This window comes from Variovorax paradoxus (assembly GCF_030811855.1).
GTDB lineage: Bacteria > Pseudomonadota > Gammaproteobacteria > Burkholderiales > Burkholderiaceae_C > Variovorax > Variovorax paradoxus_L.
Map to the genome: position 1 here is coordinate 828733 of NZ_JAUSRN010000001.1, position 23293 is coordinate 852025.

The 23293-nt window shown below is 66.0% G+C and carries 20 protein-coding genes and 1 pseudogene; 5 read left to right on the forward strand and 16 right to left on the reverse strand.

Translation table 11 applies throughout. The features are described 5' to 3' along the window. Positions 1-2: 2 nt before the first annotated feature. The 5 genes from J2X92_RS04180 to J2X92_RS04200 all read right to left on the reverse strand — a co-directional run bounded on the left by J2X92_RS04180 (position 3) and on the right by J2X92_RS04200 (position 7616). Positions 3-1628: a carboxylesterase/lipase family protein gene (locus J2X92_RS04180; RefSeq protein WP_307573611.1), complete on the reverse strand. Its 1626-nt coding sequence runs from the start codon at positions 1626-1628 to the stop codon at positions 3-5. A gap of 212 nt (positions 1629-1840) precedes the next feature. After that, positions 1841-2644, reverse strand: coding sequence for an oxidoreductase (locus J2X92_RS04185; protein WP_307573613.1), 804 nt, complete (start codon positions 2642-2644; stop codon positions 1841-1843). A 62-nt stretch (positions 2645-2706) separates the two neighbouring features. Continuing rightward, the gene (locus J2X92_RS04190; protein ID WP_307573615.1) at positions 2707-5796 is read right to left on the reverse strand and encodes an efflux RND transporter permease subunit; all 3090 of its coding nucleotides are present in this window, start codon (positions 5794-5796) and stop codon (positions 2707-2709) included. Continuing rightward, positions 5793-6914 carry an efflux RND transporter periplasmic adaptor subunit gene (locus tag J2X92_RS04195; RefSeq protein ID WP_307573616.1) on the reverse strand — a complete coding sequence of 374 codons (1122 nt, stop codon included), beginning with the start codon at positions 6912-6914 and terminating at the stop codon, positions 5793-5795. Before J2X92_RS04195 ends, J2X92_RS04190 begins: the two co-directional genes overlap by 4 nt. Before the next feature lie 84 nt (positions 6915-6998). Further along, positions 6999-7616 (reverse strand): TetR/AcrR family transcriptional regulator, encoded by a 618-nt coding sequence (locus tag J2X92_RS04200; RefSeq protein WP_307573618.1) that lies wholly within the window; start codon positions 7614-7616, stop codon positions 6999-7001. Positions 7617-7703: 87 nt separating this feature from the next. Here J2X92_RS04200 and J2X92_RS04205 point away from each other — a divergent pair, with 87 nt between their 5' ends. Continuing rightward, the gene (locus J2X92_RS04205; protein ID WP_307573620.1) at positions 7704-9164 is read left to right on the forward strand and encodes an efflux transporter outer membrane subunit; all 1461 of its coding nucleotides are present in this window, start codon (positions 7704-7706) and stop codon (positions 9162-9164) included. Positions 9165-9186: 22 nt separating this feature from the next. Here J2X92_RS04205 and J2X92_RS04210 read toward each other — a convergent pair whose 3' ends face one another. Then, positions 9187-10836 (reverse strand): tannase/feruloyl esterase family alpha/beta hydrolase, encoded by a 1650-nt coding sequence (locus tag J2X92_RS04210; protein ID WP_307573621.1) that lies wholly within the window; start codon positions 10834-10836, stop codon positions 9187-9189. A gap of 164 nt (positions 10837-11000) precedes the next feature. Here J2X92_RS04210 and J2X92_RS04215 point away from each other — a divergent pair, with 164 nt between their 5' ends. After that, positions 11001-11696, forward strand: coding sequence for a Crp/Fnr family transcriptional regulator (locus tag J2X92_RS04215; protein WP_307573622.1), 696 nt, complete (start codon positions 11001-11003; stop codon positions 11694-11696). Between the two features lie 87 nt (positions 11697-11783). Then, complete coding sequence (locus J2X92_RS04220) at positions 11784-12473, forward strand: glutathione S-transferase family protein (protein WP_307573623.1); 690 nt, start codon at positions 11784-11786, stop codon at positions 12471-12473. Here J2X92_RS04220 and J2X92_RS04225 read toward each other — a convergent pair. The 7 genes from J2X92_RS04225 to J2X92_RS04255 form a co-directional block, all read right to left on the reverse strand. Then, a complete protein-coding gene (locus J2X92_RS04225) occupies positions 12463-13479 on the reverse strand; it encodes an AraC family transcriptional regulator (protein WP_307573624.1) in 1017 nt (338 codons plus the stop codon). The genes J2X92_RS04220 and J2X92_RS04225 overlap by 11 nt on opposite strands. Positions 13480-13526: 47 nt before the next feature. Beyond that, positions 13527-15122, reverse strand: a complete 1596-nt coding sequence (locus J2X92_RS04230; RefSeq protein ID WP_307573626.1) for an MFS transporter — start codon at positions 15120-15122, stop codon at positions 13527-13529. Further along, positions 15115-15516 carry a DoxX family protein gene (locus J2X92_RS04235; protein WP_307573627.1) on the reverse strand — a complete coding sequence of 134 codons (402 nt, stop codon included), beginning with the start codon at positions 15514-15516 and terminating at the stop codon, positions 15115-15117. Before J2X92_RS04235 ends, J2X92_RS04230 begins: the two co-directional genes overlap by 8 nt. After that, positions 15516-17408 (reverse strand): amidohydrolase, encoded by a 1893-nt coding sequence (locus J2X92_RS04240; RefSeq protein ID WP_307573856.1) that lies wholly within the window; start codon positions 17406-17408, stop codon positions 15516-15518. Before J2X92_RS04240 ends, J2X92_RS04235 begins: the two co-directional genes overlap by 1 nt. Positions 17409-17515: 107 nt before the next feature. Further along, the gene (locus J2X92_RS04245) at positions 17516-17794 is read right to left on the reverse strand and encodes a DUF1427 family protein (RefSeq protein ID WP_307573628.1); all 279 of its coding nucleotides are present in this window, start codon (positions 17792-17794) and stop codon (positions 17516-17518) included. 14 nt (positions 17795-17808) lie between these two features. Beyond that, positions 17809-18462, reverse strand: a complete 654-nt coding sequence (locus J2X92_RS04250; RefSeq protein WP_307573629.1) for a hydrolase — start codon at positions 18460-18462, stop codon at positions 17809-17811. 73 nt (positions 18463-18535) lie between these two features. Continuing rightward, the gene (locus J2X92_RS04255; protein ID WP_307573630.1) at positions 18536-19258 is read right to left on the reverse strand and encodes a pirin family protein; all 723 of its coding nucleotides are present in this window, start codon (positions 19256-19258) and stop codon (positions 18536-18538) included. Between the two features lie 167 nt (positions 19259-19425). Here J2X92_RS04255 and J2X92_RS04260 point away from each other — a divergent pair, with 167 nt between their 5' ends. Next, positions 19426-20334: a LysR family transcriptional regulator gene (locus tag J2X92_RS04260; RefSeq protein WP_307573631.1), complete on the forward strand. Its 909-nt coding sequence runs from the start codon at positions 19426-19428 to the stop codon at positions 20332-20334. 5 nt (positions 20335-20339) lie between these two features. Here the strand turns inward: J2X92_RS04260 and J2X92_RS04265 are convergent. From J2X92_RS04265 to J2X92_RS04275, 3 genes and pseudogenes are all read right to left on the reverse strand, one after another. Then, positions 20340-20762, reverse strand: a pseudogene (locus tag J2X92_RS04265) (MmgE/PrpD family protein); the annotation flags it as partial. A 16-nt stretch (positions 20763-20778) separates the two neighbouring features. Further along, entirely contained in the window at positions 20779-21480 is a 702-nt protein-coding gene (locus J2X92_RS04270) for a B3/B4 domain-containing protein (RefSeq protein ID WP_307573633.1), read from the reverse strand. Between the two features lie 39 nt (positions 21481-21519). Then, positions 21520-22356: an AraC family transcriptional regulator gene (locus J2X92_RS04275; RefSeq protein ID WP_307573635.1), complete on the reverse strand. Its 837-nt coding sequence runs from the start codon at positions 22354-22356 to the stop codon at positions 21520-21522. Positions 22357-22443: 87 nt separating this feature from the next. Between J2X92_RS04275 and J2X92_RS04280 the strand changes: the two genes are divergently transcribed. Further along, a complete protein-coding gene (locus J2X92_RS04280; protein WP_307573636.1) occupies positions 22444-23283 on the forward strand; it encodes a DKNYY domain-containing protein in 840 nt (279 codons plus the stop codon). Positions 23284-23293 lie beyond the last annotated feature (10 nt).

The following is a 23293-nucleotide window of genomic DNA, read 5'->3' on the forward strand; positions in this document are numbered from 1 at the left end:
GATCAGCGTTCGCCGCGATCGAGCACCCAGGGCATCTTTTCCCACAGCGCACACTTGTGGAGCTCTGCAAACTGTGAGACAGGCGAGGCTTGGCTCCGTCCGCCCGGCCGCAGCGACATCAACGATCCGTCCGCGATCAGTCGAGGCCAAGCCGCCTGGCCGGGAACCTCCGGGTTGAAGTTCTTGGCGAAAGCGGCCCAGTAGCGGGTCATCTCCTTCGACAATTGCCACTGCGCTTCGCTAAACCGTGAGGAGGACTGCGCCATGTGAGGCGAATCGGGCCATGTGAACGGGGTGTCGAGACCATGTGACGCGCGAAACTCGTAGCCGGGCGGCGTCGAGGGCGCCGGTGGGTTTGGATCCTCGAATTGATAATAGTAGGTGGGCGTTTGCCGCGCGAGATACCTCGCCAGCGCCAGGTTGGTACAACCACCGAGACCGCGCATTCCGCTGTCGGTAATGAAGTCGCCGATGACGTAGGGCAGCGCGTACTGCCCCGAGAATTTGTCCGCAGGATAGGCCGCCAGCAGCGCTGGAGCACGGTCAGCCCCGACGAGCCGGGTGACCCAGGCCGCGTACGCCTGGGACGTGAAGTTGGCGAAAGCCGTGCCGGAACCACGCCCTTCTTCGCGCATGCTGCCCATCAATACAGGCACCGCCCTCCATTCACCTGCCGCGATCGCTTCGATCGCAGGCTTGCGGTGAAATCCTTTGGGGTCAACGTGTGGATTCCAGGCGCCTCCGGCAGTCACCAACTCGCCGGCGCTCTTGGAGCGCAAGCAGGCCAGGACATTCCCCGAGTTTGCGCATCCAAGCTTGGCTGCAAAGGCGGCCGCGCGCGCCTCCGATTGCGCGACCGTGTCGACGTCCCGCAAGCAATCATCACTGGAAATAATCGCAGCATGAAGAAGCCCAGCTGTACCAGGGTTGACAAGGAGCGCGCAAACATTGGTTGCTCCCGACGAGGTTCCTCCCAACGTCACCTTGTTTGGGTTGCCGCCGAATGCACCGACGTTGCGTTGAACCCATTCGAGCGCTGCTTTGATGTCGAGCAACGCATAGTTTCCCGCCAGGCGATCCTTGGCCTGCTCGGCGAGCGCGGGATGATTCAAGAAGCCGAGTGATCCGAGGCGGTGATTGATGGCAATAACCAAGATCCCGTTTTCCGCCGCCATGCGAGCGCCGTCGATCTGGATTGCGCCGCCGACCGTATTGGCCCCGCCATGAACATACACAAGCACTGGGAGCGATGCGCCCGAAGCAGTACCTGCGGGACGATAGAGGTTGAGATAAAGGCAGTCCTCGTTCTCTGTTCGACCGATGACCGGGGAACCACCCGTCTGCGGGCAACTAGGTCCCGCGACCGTCCCGTCTCGTACCCCCTGCCAGGAAGCGGCTTTCTCCGGGGGCGCCCAACGCAGGCTCCCCATTGGCGGCGCCGCGAAAGGCAGTCCGAGGAACACCTCTGCGTTCCCTTTCGCAAGGCCTTTGACGTTGCCGTTCTCGGTCGTTACGGTCGAGCGGACTGCGTCGACCATCACCCCGGGCTTGTACGCGCAGCCAACCTGTGCAAGGGCCGCGGCGCTGATGGCAATCCAAAAGGCTAGCGAGAATGAACGACGGGTCATGGGAACTCCTGGTCCGTGAATTAGCGGCCGCCACTTCCATCCATCTCGTGGCAGCGGCGTTCTATTGGCGCCGGAAAGGCAGGAAATCTTCAAGGAGACAAACCCCGAAGAATTCCGACTTAAGTGAAACAACGGCGCAGCGATTGATCAGTGCGTAGATGGTTGATTCCAAAGATGCAGGGCTCATTCCTTCTGGTCGTCAACACCTGAGTTCAGGCAAGGCCGAGTGCCTTGCGCAAGCTGGCATCGACCGGGCCGGCCGGCATGAAGCGGCGCAGCTTGCTCAGGAGCGATGCCTGCCCAGCCGGCGTTCGGCGCATGCGCCAGGTGCCGAGGGCGGCGTCGACGATCGTGTCGGCCACGCCATCGGGTCCGGGCGCGCCGTTGATGCTGTGCGCCACAGCGCGTGCCGCGATGGCACGCTCGCGATCGTAGTCGGCGATTGTCGAGCTTGCCTGGGGCGAATTGGCATCCAGATTGGTTCGGGTATAGGCCGGTTCTACCAGCGTCACGCGAATGCCGAACTGGCGCACCTCATGGTCGAGGGTTTCGGACAGTCCTTCCACCGCATGCTTGGAAGCCGAATAGAGCCCCATGTACGGCGCCGGCAGAAAGCCCAGCACCGAACTGATGTTGACGATTCTTCCGCGGCGTTGCGCTCGCATGTGCGGGAGCACTGCATGGGTCGTGCGCAGCACGCCGAACACGTTGATGTCGAACAGCGACGCAGCCTCCGAAACCGATGTTTCCTCCACCGCGCCGAGCGTGCTCATGCCCGCGTTGTTGACGAGCACGCTGATGCGGCCGGCCTGGTCGATGATGTACTTGATGGCGCGTTCAACGGAAGCGTCTTCGCGAACGTCCATCTCGACGAGCTCGATGCCCGGCAACGGTGGCGTCTTGTCGATGCTGCGCACGGTGCCGAAAACGCGGCAGCCGAGCTTGGCAAATTTCTCAGCGGCGGCACGGCCGATGCCCGACGACACACCGGTGATGACGACAACTGTATCCAGCATGGCAATTCCTTTTTCGATACTCACGGACAGCAGGGAGAGCGGACTCACGACACGGACCCTGGTCATGCCGGCTGCGCGACCAAAGGCACGTGGCCGCTGGCGGGCCTGATCCGGAACCAGATGGCATACACGGCTGGCAAAAACACCAGCGTCAATACCGTCCCGGCAAAGGTCCCGCCGATCAGCGTGTAAGCGAGCGTTCCCCAGAACACCGAATGCGTCAGCGGAATGAAGGCCAGGATCGCGGCCATGGCCGTCAGGATCACCGGCCGGGCACGCTGCACGGTGGCCTCGACCACCGCTCGGAACGGGTCGAGCCCCGCCTGTTCGTTGTGGTGGATCTGCCCGATCAATATCAGCGTGTTGCGCATCAGGATGCCCGACAGCGCGATCAGGCCGACCAGCGCATTGATGCCGAAAGGCTGCTGAAACAGGATGAGGGTCGGCACCACGCCGATCAGCCCCAGCGGACTGGTCAGGAAGACCATGACCATCGCCGAGATCGAACGCACCTGCAGGATGATGATCAGCAAGGTGATGGCCAGCATGATCGGAAAGAGCGGCAACATCGCAGCCGTCGCCTTGCCCGACTCCTCGATGGAACCGGCTTCCTCGATGCGATAGCCGCCCGGCAGTTTGTCGATGAGCGGCTGCAGCTGCGCCGTCACGGCCGCCGACACGTCCGGCGGCTGCAAGCCTTCGGCGATGTCGCCGCGCACGGTGATCGTCGGCACCCGGTCGCGCCGGCGCATGATCGGTTCTTCCATCCGCACGTCCACCTGGCCCACCTGCGACAGCGGAATGCGCTGCCCGTTGGCGCCAGCCAGCGTGAAGTCGCCGATGCGGGCCGGGTCGAGCCGGATGCCGCCGGCCGAACGTGCGACGACCTGCACAGTGCGGATGTCCTCGCGCACGGCGGTCACTGGCGCGCCGCTGAGCAAAAACTGCAATTGTTGCGCCACGGCGCTGGAGCTCAGCCCCACGGCCTGCAGCCGGTCCTGCTGCAAGGTGAAGTGCAGCGTGGGCGTGCGCGCGCCCCAGTCGGTGTTGACCGTGCGCATCATCGGACTGGCATCCATCACCTGCTGCACGTCGGCCGCAATCTTGCGCAGCTTGTCGGGATCGGGGCCGGTGACACGGTAGGCCACCGGGAACGGCGAGTACGGGCCGAACACCAGCTGGGTGACGCGCAAGCGCGCCTCGGGCGCGAGGCCATCGGCAATGGCCTGCCGCAGGCGATGCTTCAACGCTTCGCGTTCGTCCTGGTTCTCGGTGCGCACCACGATCTTGGCAAACGACGGATCGGGCAGCTCCGGACCCATCGAGAAATAGAAGCGCGGCGCGCCCTGACCCACATAGGCGGTGACGATCCGGGCTTCGGCCTGCTTGGCCAGCCAGTCCTCCACCTTGGACGTGGCGGCGCTGGTCTGGATGATCGACGTGCCATAGGGCATCTGCACCTCGATCAGCACTTCAGGGCGGTCGGAGATCGGGAAGAACTGCTTCTTGACCACCGCCATCCCGAGCACGGCCAAGACGAAGAGGCCGATGACCGAGCCGGCGACCGGCCACTTGCGCGCGATGACGCGCGCCAGCAGCTGGCGAAAGCGGTTGTAGCGCGGCGTGTCGTAGATCGCTTCGTGGCCGCCCTCGACCTTCTTGAAGTCGGGTAGCAGCTTGACGCCAAGGTAGGGCGTGAAGATCACCGCGACCACCCAGGACGCGATGAGCGCGATGCCGACGATCCAGAACATGTTGCTGGTGTACTCGCCCGCCGTGGACCTGGCAAAGCCGTTGGGCATGAAGCCCACGGCAGTGACCAGTGTGCCCGAGAGCATCGGCGCCGCGGTATGGCTCCAGGCATAGGCGGAGGCTGCGACGCGGCCGTAGCCCTCCTCCATCTTCACCACCATCATCTCGATGGCGATGATGGCATCGTCCACCAGGAGGCCCAGCGCGAGGATCAGCGATCCCAGCGTGATGCGGTCGAAGTTCTTGCCGCTTGCGAGCATCACCACGAAGACCACTGCCAGCGTCAGCGGCACGGCCGCGGCCACCACGAGGCCCACGCGCCAGCCCATGCTCACGAAGCTCACCAGCATCACGACCAAGAGCGCGACGAAGAACTTGACCATGAACTCGTCGACCGCTGCGCTGATGTTGACGGCCTGGTCCGTGACTTTGTCCAGGCTCATGCCCAGTGGCTGCTCGGCGTTGATGGCGCGGACCTCGCTGTCCAGCGACTTGCCCAGATCGAGCCCATTCCAGCCGTCGCGCATGACCACGCCCAGCAGCAGCGCCGGCTCACCGCCATTGCGGATCATCACGGTCGCCGGGTCTTCATAGCCGCGCTTGACGGTGGCGACATCCGACAGCTTGAGCGTGCGGCCCCGGACCACCACCGGCGTGTCGCGGATCTTCTGCAGCTCGTCGAAGGCGCCGTCCAGGCGAATGAACACTTCCGGCCCCTTGGTCTCCACGGAGCCGGCCGGCGTCAAGACGTTCTGGCTATTGAGCGCGGCGAACACGTCCTGCGGCGAGACGCCCAGCGTGGCCAGCCGCTCGTGCGAGAACTCGACGTAGATGCGCTCCGACTGCTCGCCGACGATGTTGACCTTCTTCACGCCCGACACGTGCAGCAGCCGCTGGCGCAGCGTCTCCGCGTCGCGCACCAGGAGGCGCTGCGGTTCACCCTTGGCCTTGAGCGCGTACAGCGCGAAGGTCACGTCGGAATACTCGTCGTTGAGAAACGGTCCGATCACGCCTTGGGGCAGGTTGCGCGCCTCGTCCCCGACCTTCTTGCGCGCCTGGTAGAACTCCGCCTCCACCTCCGAAGGGGGCGTGCTGTCCAGCAAGGTCAGCATGGTGAAGGCAAGGCCCGGTCGGGTGTAGGTCTCCGTGCGTTCGTACCAGCGCAGTTCCTGCATGCGCTTTTCGATTTTTTCGGCGACCTGGTCCTGCATTTCCTGCGCGGTGGCGCCGGGCCATGCGGTGATGATCGTCATCACCTTGATCGTGAATGCGGGGTCCTCGGCGCGGCCGAGCTTGAAGAACGCGACGCCCCCGGCCAGCGAGATCAGGAGAATCAGGAACAGGCTGATCGCGCGCTCGCGCACCGCGAGCGCCGACAAGTTGAAACGGCCTTCGCTCACGGGTGGACTCGCTGTGCAACGGCGCTGACTGCCGGGGCTTGCGTTGCAAGCCGAACCTCTTCACCCTCGCGCAGCAAATGCGCGCCGAGCGCGACGATCCGGTCGCCTTGCTTGATCTGGCCTGCGACACGTGCACCATCGTCATTCAGCTGCTGGACCTGGACTGCGCGCCAGGAAACTTTTGCGGGCTCGCCGTCGATGACCCATACGCCTGGCCCCTTGCCCGCGTCGAACAAGGAACCGGCAGGCACCTGAAAGCCTGCTTGCATGGAAGAAGAGCCATCTGGAATCTGGATGGACACTGTGGTGCCCAATGGCGCATTGGCCAGTTCTCCCTCCAGCACGTAACGCGCCTCGAACGTGCGGGTGAGCCGGTCCGCGGCATCCGAAAGCTGCCGCAGCTTGGCCGCAACGCCCGGTCCTTCCTTGCCGAAGAGCGTGGCTTGCGCGGCGGAGCCGGCCACGGGACGCAGGGTTTCAGGCAGCTGGATCACGGCTTCGCGGCGCCCGGCGTGGGCCAGGCGCACCACGGCCTGTCCCGCGTTCACCACCTGCCCTGGTTCGGCCAGCGTTTCCATGACGACGCCGTCGCCGTCGGCCACCAGCTGCGTGTAGCGGCTCGCATTGAGCGCGACGTCGGCCTGGGCCACGGCCGCGTTGAGCTGGGCCTTGGCCGCATCGGCCGCGCTCTTGATCTGGTCGTAGGCCGAAGCCGAGATGGCGCCGGTGCCGCGCAGGTCGCGGTAGCGGGCTTCGTCGTCCGCCGTCTGCTGGGCGCGCGCTCGCGCCGCGGCCACGGCTTCTTGCTGCGCCTGCGCGACAAGCTTCAGATCGGCGGGATCCAGGCGCATCAGCGGCTGGCCGCGCTTGACGGTTTGCCCGCCGTCCACGAGCCGATCCAGCACCTTGCCCGAGACACGAAATCCCAGGTCGCTCTGCACCCGAGCGGCTACGGTTCCCGTGAAAGAACGCGACCCAGGGGTTGCGCCTTGGACGATGGCGGTGCGCACCAGCGGCGCCCCCGTGCGCGGATCGGCTGGCGCCTTTTCGCCGCACGCGGCCAAGGCGAATGGCAGGGCGCAGATGACTGCGAAGGTAGCAAGGGAGCGCCGGCGCATGAAAGTCCCATCGAGAAAGTGATCAGGACGTTCATTCTGGTACTAGTGACTACTTTAGTCAATAGTCACCGCACAACTCGGCATTCAAGGCGACAGGCTGCGCAGGACCAGGTTGGACAGATGCACCGGCGCATCCTCGGCATAGTCGGCGCTGCTTTGCAGCAGCACCGGGTTGATGTAGGGGCGGATCACCAGGTAGATGGCCGTCGCCGTCTCATCCAGCGGTGTCTTGCGCTCGAAGTCCCCGCTCTGCCTTCCTTCCTGCAGGATGTCCCGCAGCAGCTTCTGGATGCGTTCCTCATAGGCATGCACCGCCTGCCAGCGCTCCGTGGCGGCCGAGGCGGCAATCTCGTAGAGCTTCTGGTCCTGGAACAACAGCCGAAGGGTCGCCTCGGTGATGGACTTGAACATGCGGCGCAGCTTTTCCGGCGGCTGCTTGGCTTCCGCAATGGCCGCACCGACCTGGGCTTCGATCTCGCGCAGGCAGTTGGCGCAGATCATCTCGCCAATGGCCTGCTTGGATTCGAAGAACTTGTAGATGTAGGCCTTGGAAAAGCCGATGGCCTTGGCAAGGTCGGAGACGGTCGTTTTTTCGTAGCCGTAGCGGCTGAAGTGCTCGGTGGCCGCGGCCACGATCTGGTCTCGCACCTCATGGTCGGCCGGGCCTCGGGCCGAAACGGGATAAGCGCTTGTTGTCTTCATGGGTCCAGCTTACGCGAGTCCCCACAATTGGACAACTTGTGACCATCTGGTAATATGGTCACTACTGCTTATCGATGAAGGAACCCCATGCTGGCCAAACATGCCTTTGCGGCACTCGTTGTTGCAAGCCTTTCGACAGGCTGCGCGGTCGGGCCCGATTACGTCCGGACCGACGTGCTCATGCTGGAACGCTTCCAGGGCCAGTCCGCGGTGGATCGCCGGCACGCGAGCGCCACGGCCGATCTCACCGCATGGTGGACGGGATTCGGCGACCCGCAGCTGACCCGGTTCGTCACGCTTGCGCAGGAACAGAACCTCGACCTTGCGCAGGCTTCCGCCCGCGTGGCACAGGCGCGTGCCGGCGTCGGCGCGGCGAATGCCGCGTTGCTGCCCTCCGGCAATGTGAGCGGCCAGGCGGCGAGGGGCTACCAATCCGTCGAGACTCCGTTGGGGCAGGTGCTGAATTCGACGCCGGGTTTCGACCGCTGGGGCAGTTCCTATGAGGTCAACGCCGGCGCGAGCTGGGAGCTCGACCTGTTCGGCGGCCTGCGGCGCGGACGGGAAGCGGCCCTTGCCGAGTACCAGGCGTCGGAAGCCGGCGCCACCGCCACGCGGTTGGCCGTGTTGGCACAGACAGCCGACATCTACATCAGCATCCGCGGCTTGCAGACCCGTCTGAAGATTGCACAAGGCCAGGTGCGGACACAGCAGGACCTGCTCTCCACCGTCAAGCTTCTGCATGGCAAGGGATTGGCGGCGGAGCTTCAAGTGAATCAGGCCGAGGGAGCCCTCGCCCAGGCCCGCGCCGCCGTGCCGGAACTCGAGGCGGGCCTGGACGCCGCCATGAACGCACTCGCCGTGATGCTGGGTTCTGCGCCCGGTACGCATCGGGCGGAGCTGGCAGAAGCCGGCGCCATTCCGCTCCCCCCGCAGATCGCCAACGCCGGATCGCCGGCCGAGTTGCTCAGGCGCCGGCCCGACCTGATCGTGGCCGAGCGCCGCCTGGCCGCATCGAATGCGCGCATCGGCGCTGCCATGGCCGAGTACTACCCCAAGCTTTCCTTGAGCGGACTGATCGGCAGCGCAACGGCCGTGTCCGGCGGCAACCTGTTCACCAGCGGTGCGAGCCAGGCGGCCGGCGTGCTGGGCCTGCGCTGGCGCCTGTTCGATTTCGGCCGCATCAATGCGCAGATCGACCAGGCCAAGGGCCAGGAGGCCGAGATGCTGGCGGCCTACCGGCTTGCCGCGCTGCGCGCGACCGAGGACGTGGAGAACGCCTTCTTCGCCCTGGTCAAACGCGAGGAGCAGGCGGCCGTGCTCGGCCAGGGCGTGGAGTCGCTCGGCCGCGCGCGAGGCGCTTCGTTCGCGGCCTATCAAAAAGGTGTGGTCAGCCTGATCGAAGTGCTGCAAGCCGACGACAACCTGCTGCGCGCCTCCGATGCGCGGGCCCGGGCGCAAACCGAATCCGCACGCGCCGCGGTCACGGCCTTCAAGGCGCTGGGCGGTGGTTGGCAACCCGACCGATCCGAAGCGCTGGCCATCCGCTAGATCGATGGCCAGACCGGCCGGATCACGGCGACGTGCAGGTGTAGTTCGACGCGAGCTTGGCTGCCTCCGCGTCGTTCGACGGGCCGGTGTAGCGTGGATAGCGCGGGAACTGGCACAGCGGCCGGCTGAACGCGTTGGCACCCGCAACGATCTTGCTGGCCTCCAGCGTTCCAGGCGCGGTTCCCTTGTCGGCCCAGGCATCCAAGGCGCCCAGCAGGTCCGACACATCGGCGCCGGGCCCGCCCGCACAGTGATTCACGCCGGGTGCGAGGTACAAGCGGGTGAAGGTGTCCGCGGTGCCCTGTCCGCCGACGGCCGCCACCATGTTGGTGTAGTACTCGGTGGTGGTGCGATAGCTGAGTGCAGCGTCGTTCTCGCCATGCCAGAGGATCAGCTTGCCGCCACTGTTCTGGAACGGGCGCAGGTCGACGTTGGTCGCGTCATTGAGCGCCGCCAGTCCATACAGCGCGCCCGTGTCCTGGTCCCAGGTGTAGGCAAGCGAATCGGCGGAGAGATTGCGCGCGAGGAAGGTCTTCACCGTCGTGTCCTGGAACAGGTACTGCAGCGACGTCTGGGGGTTGCCGCCGCCAGTCGTCCACAGGCCGAATGCGGCCGGATCGTCTTCATTGCCGGCCAGCGGCCGGCCGGGATCGCGGTAGGTCGGGCTGCCCGCAAACACGGCCGCCGAAGTGGTGGACGCCACCGACGCCAATTGCGCATCCGACAGGCAGTTGCTTCCCGTGTCCGCACCGCCTACGCACCGCAGCACCTGCGGATCGAAGTTGCAGGCCGCGGGGTTCGACACCACGCCGTCGACGATGCCGTCGCCGGCATCGCACGCGTCCCTCACGGCCTTGGACAAGGTGGCAACCTTGGCGGCATCGAGCGATCCGCCCGGCGCCGACATCGCCTTTGCCGTGCGGTTGAAGCCGCCCATGAAGCCGACCCAGTTGTAGGCCGGTGCCCGCGCAATGATTCCGTCGAACAGGTTGGGATAGCGCTGCGCGGTCATCAAGGCTTCACGACCTCCGTTCGAACAGCCTTCGAAGTACGACTTTGCAGGTGCCGCGCCGTAGGCCAGCTTGAGCATCTCCACCACCGAGGACATGACCGTCGGCACGGACAGGCTGCCGAACAACTGCGCGGCCGTCGGGTCGTTCAGTGCCCATGTGGCGTCGAGGCCCGAGCCTTGATGCCCCGAGTCGCTCCCCACGGTGGCAAAGCCTTTTTTGATGGCTGGCAGGCTCAACAGATCCCCCGCCACGAGCGGTGGGATCGATCCGTTGTATCCACCGCCGCCAAAGTACTGGAGCTTGCTGTTCCATGCATCCGGAAGCCGCAACTCGAAGTTGAGCCTGGGGTCGATCCTCGCGTTGACCTTGCAATAGGCAGGCACTTCGCCGCTGGCCGCGACCACCGCCGCCGCGGTGACTGTCGCCGCGCCGACAGTCTTGCCTTCAAGGCTTGCACAGGCCTGCTGTGCGGTGATCGGCGGCGGTGCGGGTGCAGGCGCAGGAGGCGCTGCGCCGTTGCCGGCGGCGGGCGGTGGTGCGGCGGTCACCGGAAAGAATCCGCCGCCGCCATTGCTGCCGCCTCCGCCGCATCCCGCAAGCGACAGGAGCGCTGCCGTGAGGCCGGCTGCCCGCCATCCGAATGTCTTTCTATCGCGCATGAACTTGTCTCCTGGTGTTGACTGCTGCTCTCGACGGCGCTTATTCTTCGCCGGATTTTTCTGGCAGTTTGTACGCAGCGAGACAATGTGAGGCAGCACAAACCCGAGTGCGATCCGATGCGGTCCAGCGTTGATCGCCGGAGCCTTGAACCCAAAGCCGACCCATGAAAAGAGCAGACAAGACGCTGATCGCACTGCTCGCTGAAATGCCCGGCACGCGCACGCTGCCCGAGCCGGTGCGCGAGCGGATTGCGTGCGAGGCCTACGACTCCATTCACCAGAGAAACGAATTCGTGGTTCGCGCGGGCGATCCCGTTCATTCATGGGTGGGCGTCGCGGACGGGCTGCTCAAGATCACCAATGCCTTTCGCAGCGGCAAGGTCGTCATGTTCACCGGCGTGCCAACCGGAGGCTGGTTCGGCGAAGGCTCGGTCATCAAGACGGGCGTGCGGCGCTACGACGTGATCGCCATGCGGCCGACGCGCGTCATCCACATTCCACGAACCACGTTCCGGTGGCTCCTCGACACCAGCTTCGAGTTCAACCACTTCATCATCGAACAGCTGAACGAACGCCTGTCGCAGTACCTCGGGGTGGTCGAAGCCGACCGGCTGACCGACCCGGTGGCGCGGCTCGCGCGTGCAATCAGCGGAATGTTCAATCCGGTGCTCTATCCCAACATGGGCGAGAAGCTGCCCATCTCCCAGGAAGAGCTCGGCGAGCTCGCAGGGCTGCCACGCCAGCGCGCGAACATCGCGATCAAGCAGCTGAGTGCCATGGGCTGCGTTCATGCCGAATACGGCAGCCTCGTGGTCACCGACCTTGCGGCGCTTCGCAACTACCAGGAGCGCGAGATCTAGGCGCCTTCATTGCGCGTGGCACGATTTGCAAACAAGGTGGCGCGCCGGGTTACGCAGCGGCGCCTATGCTTTGCGGCAGGCATTCACATGATCACTCTCTACCACTGCATGAGCGCACGCTCGTTTCGCCCCCTCTGGATGCTCGAGGAGCTGGGCGTGCCCTACGAGCTCGTGATGCTTCCGTTTCCCCCTCGCGCGTTGCAGCGAACCTACCTCGACGTCAATCCGCTCGGAACCGTGCCGCTCATGCTCGACGGCGACACGCGAATGACCGAATCGGCGGCGATCTGCCAGTACCTTTGCGCCTTGAGCGCACCGACGCCTCTTCAGGTCGAGCGCGGTGAACACGACTTCGGCGCCTATCTCAACTACCTGCATTTCGGCGAGGCGACACTCACGTTTCCCCAGACGCTCGTGCTGCGCTACGCGCGTTTCGAGCCCGCGCACCGCCAGCAGCCCGCCGTTGCCGACGACTACGCCAAGTGGTTCCTGGCCCGGCTGCGCACTCTGGAGCCGCTGCTTTCAACGCACACCTATTTGTGCGGCGGTCGCTTCACTGCTGCCGACGTGTCCGTCGGCTATGCGCTGTTGCTGGCCGAGCATCTGGGACTCACGGCCCGCTTCACACCGGCCGTCGCTGCCTACTGGAAACGGCTCCAGACACGCGACGGTTATCTTCGCGCCCTTCGTGCGCAAGAGGAGGCGGCCCTGGCGCAGGGTGTCTCGACGCTGCCGGCCCCGGACGCGCCCACCGACCCGGTGCCCGTCAACGCGTGACGTCGGGCGGCTTTCGGAATTCTCCAGGCGTCTTTCCTGTCCATTCCTTGAAGGCCCTGTTGAAGCTTCCTTCATTCTGAAATCCCGCTGCAGCGGCAATCTGCTTCACCGGTTTCTTCGAGCGCGTCAGCTGATCGATCGCAATGTCGCGGCGCACCTCGTTCTTCAGCTGCTGCAAGGACGCGCCCTCTTCCGCCAGATGCCGGTGCAAGCTGCGGGTGGACAGGTTGAGCTCACTGGAAAGGGCTTCCGCGGTCGCGAGTGCCATGCCCCTCGCCTTGAGCAGCTCCCGGATGCGTCCAGAAAGAAGCCGGTCGCGCCGGTACTGAAGAACGATGAGGGGCAGCGGGCGCTGGAGCATCCGGCGCAGATCGCGGTCATCGCGCAGCACCGGCAGGCCGAGGTAGCGCGCGTCGAAGCGCAAGCTCGCGCACGGTTGATTGAAACTCACCGGCCCGCGAAACATCCACTCGTACGCCTTGGCGTGCGGCGGTGGCGAGAATGGAAACGTGGCATGGGACAGCGGAATGCGCGAGTCGGCCAGCCAGCATGCGTATCCGTGGATATTCCGGAACGAGCTGACGAGGCAGAACTCGCGCTGCTCGCCAAGGTCCGCATGCTCATGGATCGTGAGGCATGCCGTCGCTCCATCGACGCTGAGCTCCAGCCGGATATCTTCGGTCAGCAGCGCATAGTGCCGGCACCACCGCGACAGCGCGACATGCAAATCGGGCGAAGGCAAAGAGGCGCGGCAAAGCATGCCGTTCGCCCCATGCCGAAGCGGCCGTGAAAACCATCCGAGCGCTTCGTCGTCGAGTTCGCGCATGGCAAGGCCGGAGAAGATTTCCATCTGCCCGGCCGTCACCTTCGCATCGATGCGCTTCAGCTGCGACGGAAGAATCCGCGCTTCATGCAGCGCATGCGTGGGATCCTTTCCATAGCGCTCGTACGCAAGCACGATGGATTGGATGAACGCCATCGGCGTCTCGGCGGGTGCGTGCTTCATGGAAAGCAGTATCCGAGAGCGCGGAGCGGCATGCAAACGTACAGACTTCAGAGCGACAGGAAGTGATGCACCTCGGGCCTGCCCGGCCCCGCGTGAAAGCGCATGGCTTCCGCTTGCAGGTCCGCGTCGGCATGCGACACGCGATGGTGCTGGCGCAGATGCTCGGCCCACGACTCCACGAGGAACCACTCGACGATGCGCTCGGCATCGACCGTGTGTTCGGTGATGCCCCAGGCATAGGCGCCGTCCCGGCGGCGCTCCAGCGAGAGCCGCTTCATCACGGCCAGGAACGCGGCGCGGTCCTCCTTGCGGATGCGGTACTCGACCTGGATCATCACGGGCCCGCGGTCGTGCGCCACGGGCTCGGCCACCAGCGGTTCGGGCCAGTGGTTGGAGGGCTGCAGGTCGGCCTCGCCAGCCGGCAGCTTCACGCGGTGGAACGCGAGCGCCACCGCCACGAGCCCCACCGCACCCACCACCAGAGTCGTCGGCACGCCGACTTGCTGCGCCACCAGGCCCCAGCCCAGGCTGCCGGCGGCCATGGCACCGTTGAAGACCGTGAGGTACACCGCCAACCCGCGCCCGCGCACCCAGTTCGGCAGGATGGATTGGGCCACGCCGTTGAGCGTGGTGAGGGCAATGATCCAGCCCAACCCCAGCACCAGCAGCAACAGCACCGCGAGCCACTTCGGCGGCGCGAACACGAGGCTGCCCATCACGGCTGCGGTGAGCAGCGATGCGAGCAGGATGAGCCCGTCGGCGTCGAGCCTTGCGCGCAGCCTCGGCATGACCAGCGCGCCGGCGATCGCGCCGGCGCCCACCGCACCCAGCAGCACGCCGTAGAAACCGGCCGTGCCGCCGAGCATCTGACGCGCGACCAGCGGCAGCAGCGCCCAGACCGAACTGGCGAACAGGAAGAACACGGCCGCACGCAGCAGCACCACGTGCAGCTCGCGGCTGGCGCGCGTGTAGCGCAGGCCGGCGCGGAAGGCGCCCAGGAAGTTCTCGGACAGGCCGCTGTCGACGGCGGCCGGGCGCTTCCACCACAAGAGCGCGGCAATCACGAACGCATAGCTCAGCACGTCGATCCCATAGGTGACCGCCGCACCGAAGCTCGCGAGGATCAGCCCGCCCGCGGCCGGGCCGATGGAGCGCGCGATGTTGATGCCCAGCGAGTTCAGTGCCACCGCGCCCTTGAGCTCGGCTCGCGGCACGAGCTCAGGCACGATCGACTGCCAGGTCGGCCCCATCAGCGCGGCGCCGATGCCGCCCACGAAGGTCAGTGCGATGAGGTACTCCACGGTGAGCGCGCCGGTGTGCGAGAGCACGAGCAGCGCGCCGCTGACGGCCGCGAGCACCAGCTGCACGAAGATCAGGAAGCGCCGCCGGTCGAGGATGTCCGACAGCACGCCAGCCGGAATCGCGAGCAGGAAGATCGGCAGCGTGGCCGCGGTCTGGATCAGCGCCACCGCGGTGGGGTTGGCCGAAAGATCTGTCACGAGCCACGAACTGGCCACGTCGCGCATGAAGCTGCCGATGTTGCCGAGCACGGTGGCGGCCCACAGCACCGCGAACACCGGCTGGCGCAGCGGCGCGAAGGCGCCGGGCTGCGAAGGGACGGCGGTCTTGAGAGCATCAGTCATGGGTACGTTCTTTCAGGTCATGCCAGGCCACCAGCAGAAACCCGCCGACCAGCCCCAGGTGCTCGAAGAAAGAGTTAGCCGCCATGAAGCGCTCGGGCTGCGGCATCTCCCAGAAGCGCAGCGCGACGAAGGTCGCGAGCAGCGTGAAGCCACCCAGCGCCAGCGCGCCGAGCCAGCGCAAGAAGCCCGTGAGGATCAGCGCCGAGGCGCCCAGTTCCAGGACGATGACGGCCACTGCCAGCGGCGCCGCGGGCGACAGGCCGAAGTGGTTCAACTCGGCGATGGCGGCGTTGAAATCCACGGCCTTGTTGAAGCCGCCCTGCAGGTAGGCTGCGCACAGCAGCAGCAAGGCGATCCAGCGCACCGCAGGGGTGGGTTGCCAGCGTTTCGTCATCAGACCGCCCAGCAGGCGCAGCCGAGCGCGCCCCAGAAGCTCTTGAGATCCGCGATCGGCAGTTTGCTGCCCCAGGCCGTCGCGTGCTGGTGCCCGTGCACGCTACAGTTGTTGGCGCAGGCGCAGGACAGGGCCGCATGGCGCATCGCCTTTTGCAGCGGTGCGCCCTCGGCATCGCCCCAGCCGGCGTAACCGCCGAAGGTGCGCACCGGCGACCAGTCGGGCATGGCCGGCGGCGGCGCGCCCTCGTCGTGCGACTGGAACGGCCCGGCGCCGTACACCACCTTGCCGCCCACCATGGTCAGGAGCGCCGTGGTGTCGGCAATCTCCGACTCCGGGCAGGCGAAGAAGTCGCGGTCGGGCACCACCAAGTCGGCGAGCATGCCGGCCTCGATGCGGCCCTTCTTGCCGACCTCGTTGGAAAACCAGGTGACGTTCTCGGTCCACATGCGAAGCGCCGCCTCCCGGTCCAGGCAGTTGCGCTGGGGGTAGAGCTGCATGCCGCCCACCGTCTTGCCGGTGACCAGCCACGAGAGCGAGACCCACGGGTTGTACGAGGCGACGCGCGTAGCGTCGGTACCCGCGGACACCTTCACACCCTTCTCGAGCATGCGCTTGACCGGCGGCGTGGCTTGGGCCGCGCCGGCACCGTAGCGCTCGACGAAGTATTCGCCCTGGTAGGCCATGCGGTGCTGCACCGCGATGCCGCCGCCCAGCGCGGCAATGCGGTCGATCGACTTCTCGGAGATGGTCTCGCAGTGGTCGAAGAACCAGTTCAGGCCCGCGAGTGGCGTGTCGCGGTTGACCTTCTCGAACACGCCGAGCGCGCGGTCGATGGTCTCGTCGTACGTCGCGTGCATGCGCCACGGCCACTTGTTCTGCACCAGCACACGCACCACTTCTTCGAGATCGTCTTCCATTTCTGGGGCCATGTCGGGCCGCGGCTGGCGGAAGTCCTCGAAATCGGCGGCCGAGAACACCAGCATCTCGCCCGCGCCGTTGTGGCGGAAGTAGTCGTCGCCCTGTTTGTACTTCGACGTGGCGGTCCAGTTGAGGAAGTCCTGCTTCTCCTGCTTGGGCTTTTGCGTGAAGAGGTTGTAGGCCAGGCGGATGGTGAGCTGGCCGGCATCGGCCAGCTGCTGGATCACCTGATAGTCCTCGGGAAAGTTCTGGAAGCCGCCGCCCGCGTCGATCGCGCCGGTCACGCCCAGTCGGTTGAGCTCGCGCATGAAGTGGCGCGTGGAATTGAGCTGGTATTCGAAAGGCAGCTTCGGCCCCTTGGCAAGCGTGGCGTAGAGGATGCTCGCATTGGGCTTGGCCAGCAGCAGGCCGGTCGGGTTGCCGGCCGCGTCGCGCACAATCTCGCCGCCGGGGGGCGCGGGCGTGTCCTTGGTGTAGCCCACCGCACGCAGCGCGGCGCCGTTGAGCAGTGCGCGGTCATACAGGTGCAGCAGGAACACTGGCGTGTCGGGCGCCACGGCGTTGAGCTCTTCGATGGTCGGCAGGCGCTTTTCGATGAACTGGTGTTCGGTGAAGCCGCCCACCACGCGCACCCATTGCGGCGCAGGCGTGATGGCGACCTGGCGCTTCAGCATCGCCATCGCGTCGGCCAGGCTGCGCACGCCGTCCCAGCGCAGTTCGAGGTTGAAGTTGAGGCCACCGCGAATGATGTGCAGATGGTTGTCGATCAAGCCCGGCAGCACGCGTCTGCCCTGCAGGTCGATCACGCGGGTGCCGCTGCTCGCCAGCGGCAGGATGTCTTGCGCGCGGCCCACACGGGTGAAGCGGCCGTCCTTGATGGCCACGGCATCGGCCACGGGGTTGGCACGGTCCAGCGTGGTGAAGCGGCCGTTGTGCAAGATGAGGTCGGGAGTGGTGGTGGTGCCTGCCATGTCGGGTGTCCTCGAAGGGTTGGATTGGGCCATTGCCGTACCGCCAAGGGCGGCGCCGAGCGTGCCGAGGCAGAGCCGCCGGCGTTGTTCGTCGAATGATGGATCGCTCATGCGTCTTTGCTCGGTGCGGTGGCCTGGCCGGCCTTGGCGCATTGTGGCAATTCGCCGAACACATGCGGCTTGACCTGGTGGTGGAGCCACGACGTGGCAGCAGCGGCCTCGGGCTTGAGCCAGCCCTTGACCAGGGGCGGAATCTGCTCGCCGAGCAGGATTCCGAGAAGCCCCACCAGGGCGATCACCGGCGGGGCCGGGGAGCGCACCTGAAAGAGCGCGTAGATCACGCCGACCAAAAGGCCCAGCGCAAGCGACAGGACATAGGGCTTCATCGGAATGCGCCCGCTCAGCCTTCGTGCGCGCCGAACATGGTCTTGGCGTAGGTCACGCCCAAGCCATAGGCGCCGCCGAACTTCTTCGCAATGCCGGTGGTGAGCTCGTAGGTGTCGGTGCGTGCCCAGTCGCGCTGCAGCTCGAGCAGGTATTGCAACGAGGTCATCGGCTGCGCGCCGGCCTGCACCATGCGGTCCATCGCGCGGTTGTGCGCTTCGGTGGACACGTCGCCGCAGGCGTCGGCGATCACGAACACCTCAAAACCCTGGTCGAGCGCCGACAGCGCGGGGCCCACGATGCACACGCCGGTCCACAGGCCCGACAGCACGATGCGCTTCTTGCCGATCTCGTTCACACGATCGATCACCGCCGCGTCTTCCCAGGTGTTCATCGAGGTGCGGTCGAGCATCTTCTGGCCCGGGAAAGCATCGGTGATCTCGCTGAACATCGGGCCCGAAAAACTCTTCTCGGCCACGGTGGTGAGGATGGTCGACACGCCGAAGCCGGCCGCCGCGTTGGCCACCAGGGCGGCGTTGTTGCGCAGGTTCACCGCGTCGATCGAGTGCGTGGCAAAAGCCATTTGCGACTGGAAGTCGATCATGACCAGCGTGTGGTCGGCGGGGGTGAGCAGCTTGGGGCCGGCGGTGGGGGTGGCTTTGATGGACATGAAGTACTCCGTTAAAAAAAAAGATTGAAGAAAGAAAAAAGAAGCGAGCAGGGAATCGGGAGGCGTTGTCGGTTTACTGGAAGGAAGGCAGCTCGTTCGGCCGCAGGTCGAACACCAGCACCTCGGCGCCTTCGCCGCGGGCCAGCTCGATCCGTTGTTCGCCGCGCAGCCGTGCGCCGTCGCCTTCGCCCAGGCGCTGGCCGTTGAGCTCGACGGTGCCGCGTGCCACATGCACATAGGCATGGCGATCGGGACCGAGCTCGAGCGAGGCGGATTCATCGCCGTCGAACAGGCCGGCATAGACGCGGGCGTCCTGGTGCACGGCCAGCGAGCCGTCGGTGCCCTCGGGCGAGACGATCAGCCGCAGGCGGCCGCGCTTTTCTTCCGGTGCGAAGTGCACCTGCTGGTAGCGCGGCGCCACATCCTTGGCATTCGGCGTGATCCAGATCTGGAGAAAGTGCAGCGGATCGGCCGCCGACGAATTGAACTCGCTGTGGCGCACGCCGGTGCCCGCGCTCATCATCTGCACGTCGCCGGGGCGGATGACGGAGCCAGTGCCCATGGAGTCCTTGTGCTCGAGCGCGCCGTCGAGCACGTACGAGAAGATTTCCATGTCGCGGTGCGGGTGGGTGCCGAAGCCGCGGCCGGGATGCACCCGGTCGTCGTTGATCACCAGCAGGTCTGAGAAGCCCTGTTGCGCGGCGTCGTGGTAGTGGCCGAAGGAGAAGGTGTGGCGCGACTTGAGCCAGCCGAAGTCTGCGAGTCCGCGGTCATTGGCGCTGCGAATTTCCAACATGATGTTCGTCCTTTGTGGTTTGATGGATTCGATTTGATTCACAATGGCCTCGAAGAAGAATCTCCGAGGCATGGCTGAATCATCTTTCTTTCCAGGCCACCCGTTGACGAAACTTTTAGCTGTCGATCATCGAATTTTTCGATGATTCAATTTCCAAGGACTCGCCCGTGCTGAAGCTCAGCCTCGAAGCCATCGAACTCGTGGACGCAATTGCGCGCCACGGCTCCTTCGCCGCCGCGGGCGTGCGCCTGAACAAGGTGCCCTCGACCATCTCGTACGCGGTGGGCAAGCTCGAGGAGCAGCTGGGCATGCTGCTGTTCGTGCGCAACGGGCCGCGCGTAACGCTCACCGCGGCCGGCGAAGAAATGCTCAAGGAAGGCCGCTGGCTGCTCGGCGCCGCCAGCGATCTCGAATCGCGCATGCGGCAGATCGCCACCGGCTTCGAATCGGAGCTGCGGTTGGTGCACGACTCGCTGATTCCCACCCAGGCGCTCATCGACGACATCCGCGCCTTCGAGGAACTGCGCTGCGGCACGCGGCTACGCATCGGCTGCGAGGCGCTCACAGGCAGCTGGGAAGCATTGCGCGAAGGGCGCGCGGACATTGTCATTGCCGCCGGCGAAGGGCCGGCGGGCGGGGGCTACCAGGCCGTGATGGTGGGCAGCCTCGAGTTTGCGTTCTGCGTCTCTGCGACGCATCCGCTGACCCGGCTCGGCCGGCCGCTGCACCGCGGCGACCTGCTCGAGCACAACGCCATCGTGGTGAGCGACAGCGCACGCACGCTGTCCGACCGCACCGTAGGGCTGCTCGCCGGACAGCACCGCGTGGCCGTGCCGTCCATGGCCGCGAAGATCGCCTGCCAGGCCGCGGGCCTTGGGCACGGCTTCCTGCCGCGCGCCTGCATCCACGGCGAACTGGCGCGCGGCGCGCTGGTCGAACTCGCCACCGAGGAGCCGCGCGCGCCCGAGGCGTTCTGGCTCGCGTGGAAGACCAACGCACGCGGCCAGGCCCTGCGCTGGTGGCGCGAGCGGCTCAACCGCACGCTCGTGCCAGCGCTGCTGCCGCGCTCGCTTTAGGGGCGTTACACCGAGTCCCGCATCGTCGCGCAGCCATCGAGCGTCCAAAGGCAATCGAGCAATGCACGCGCGCGCTCCTCACCGATGACGGGCGAAGACAGTTCCATGAACTTGCCCTCGAGCTCGACATCGGTCAGCGGCTCTTCCGGGTCGCCCTTGCGGTTGGGTTGCAGGTGTTTGAGGCGCCGGCCATCGCGGGTCTCGATCACCACGCGTGCAGCGCGCTGGCCCGGGAAGGCGGCGTCCAGTTCGGGATCCACCGCGACGCTGATGCGCTCCATCAGCGCCCGTGTAACCGGGTCGTCCAGCCGTGCGGGTTCGTAGGCGGCGAGGCGCACGCTGCCATGCGCCAGCGCGGTCGCCACCACATAGGACAGGCTGAAGCGCGCTTCATTCGCCGTGGTCGGATGTGTATAGCAGGCGAGGTCGGCTCACCGCATCTCCTCAGTACACCAGGCGAGGCGCATCCTTTCGCAAGACTGCGTAGGCTGCCGGCGGCGCCCAGGCCTCAGCCAGCGCCTCGAACAGTGCGGCCAGCAGCTGCGGCACGTCGGCGGCGGCATTGGCATGCAGGGCTTCGGCCACGATGAGCACATGGGAGGTGTCGTCACGCACGGCGGAACGGGCGCTTTGCCGATGGGTCCACCGCCGGGCGTGCGCGCGGCCATCGGCATCCGCGAAGATGACTTCGCCGCGCTCGGGCGTTTCCGTTTCGCCCGAGAAGGCCAGGTAGCTTTCCGTGCCGTCCGCGCACCGCACCTCCAGCCCCTCGGACACCTGGGACAGGTCGAACACCGCGATCGGAATCGCGAAGGCCACCGACACCGCATTGCAAAGATCGACCAGCGGGTGAATCGGCGGCAGTGAACCTTCCTTCCTGAACCGTCGCAGCAACGACTCGGACGCGCAGCGGTACTGCGTGGGCTTGAGTCCCATGCGCCCGAAGGTACGGCGCCAGGCCTGGACCTCCGGAAGATCGGCTTCCGTGCCGACGGCGCCGAGCCTGGCTCGCGCGATGGCGTGGTAGTGCGCCACCTGCGCCTGCACGATGGCGTTCCTGTGGATGCCCTGGGCCACTAGGACGCCGGGCACCAGTTCGGGATGGCGCTCCCAGATGTCCGGCGAATGAGAGAAGAAGAAATGCATGGCGCAGTGTGTCGCTCGCGCGGCGGCGCGTCTTGAACGCTATTGCAGCGGTATGGGCCGCGCCCAGGCGCGCTGCCATGCACCGGGGGTGTAGCCGAAGTGCCGGACGAACGCGCGCGTCATGTGGCTCTGATCCGCGAACCCGGTCGCCATCGCCGCCTCCGTCAACGCGGCACCCTGGCGGACGAGTCCGCGTGCGACTTCCGTGCGCTGCTGCAGCAGCCACGCGAACGGCGTGACGCCATGGACTTGCTTGAAGCGCCGCAGCAGCTGGAATTTGCTCAGACCTGAAGCGGCGGCCAGTTGGCCCAAGCTGGGTGGCTCTGCGAGGCTGTCGGCAAGCATTTCGCGGGCGCGCGAAACATCGGCCGTTGCTGGAGTGGTGGGCAGCCGGCCTGCGCCGTGACGCCCGACGAGCAGCGTGCAGGCCTGCACCAGCAGTTCCTCGCAGCGCAGTGTGGCGGCCAAAGTCTCGGTCTCCAGCATGCGCAGGAGCTCGCCGAGCACGCGCCGCAATTCGTCGTCCACGATGACCGGGCGAACCAATGCCACCTCCTGCACCGCGCCGGCGAAAGCCGCATCCACCGACCATCGAAGCGCATCGGGTTCGAGATACAGCATGCGCCAGCGCCGGGCGTTTGCACCGAGCGGCCTGCCGTCATGCACCTCACCCGGATTGGTTGCGATGAGGTTGCCTGCATAGGCATCGACGTTGCCGCATCCGCTGGCCGAGCTTTGGGCGCCCTCGTCGATCACTCCCACGCCGAAGGTGGCATGCCAGTGCCGGCCGTAGTGTCGATTGCTCGAGATGCTCGTGCCATGCACGCCCTCCCAGGGAGAGCCGAAGACGCGGCAGACGTGGTGCGGGTTCCTCATCGCGCGGAGTATGCATGCGATATATGCTGGTGTTCCGGCACGGCATCGCGGAACATCGCGGACCGTGCAAACAACCAAGAAAGACGCATGCGCCGCATCCTCGTCATCCTGCTGGGCCTGCTGCTCGGTCTTGCCGGCTGCGACGGCAGCAGCTACACAAAAAAAGGTTTGCAGTGGTCTTACGACGGCACCCCCTTCAAGCCCGAGGACCCGAAGACGTTTCGCGCCCTGGACAAGCACTTTGCGCGCGATGCGATGCGCGGGTACTGCCGGGGCAGCACCATCGACGGCAGCGATGGCGCGACCTTCGAGGCACTGTCCGACCATGAGGCACGCGACCTCCAGACGGTCTACTACTGCGACACCTACCGCAAGGGCCAGGAGTACTGGGCCATCCAGCACGTTCGCGTCACGCCCATCCAGGACGCGCATGCCCCGAGCTATCGCGTCCTGGGCTTCAGCTATGCGCGAGATCGCGCGCGCGCCTACGAAGAAGGTGTTGGCTTCACGGTGCGAGACGCTGCGAGCTTCGAGCCATTGGGCCCGCAATTTGCACGCGATTCGGAGCGCGGCTATTTCGCTCGTGCCGAGATTCCCGGCAGCCACGGACCGACCTTCTCGCTGATCGACGCCGGGTACGCGCGCGACCGCACCAGCGCCTACCACGGCCACATCGAAACCGATACGCCCAACCGGGGTCCGCACCCAGTGGTGCGCACCCTGCGGGGCGCGGACACCGCGGCCTTGCGTGTTCTGGGGCGCGGCTACGCCTCGGACGCTGCGCATGTCTGGTACTTGGGCACACCCGTTCTTCATGCCGATGCCGCGAGCTTCGCCGTGGCGGACGATGTCACGAGCGACATCGATGCAAGCGATCGCACGGGCTCCTGGAAACAGGGGCGAAAAGCTGCTGCCGCCACACGCTGAGCCCCGCCGG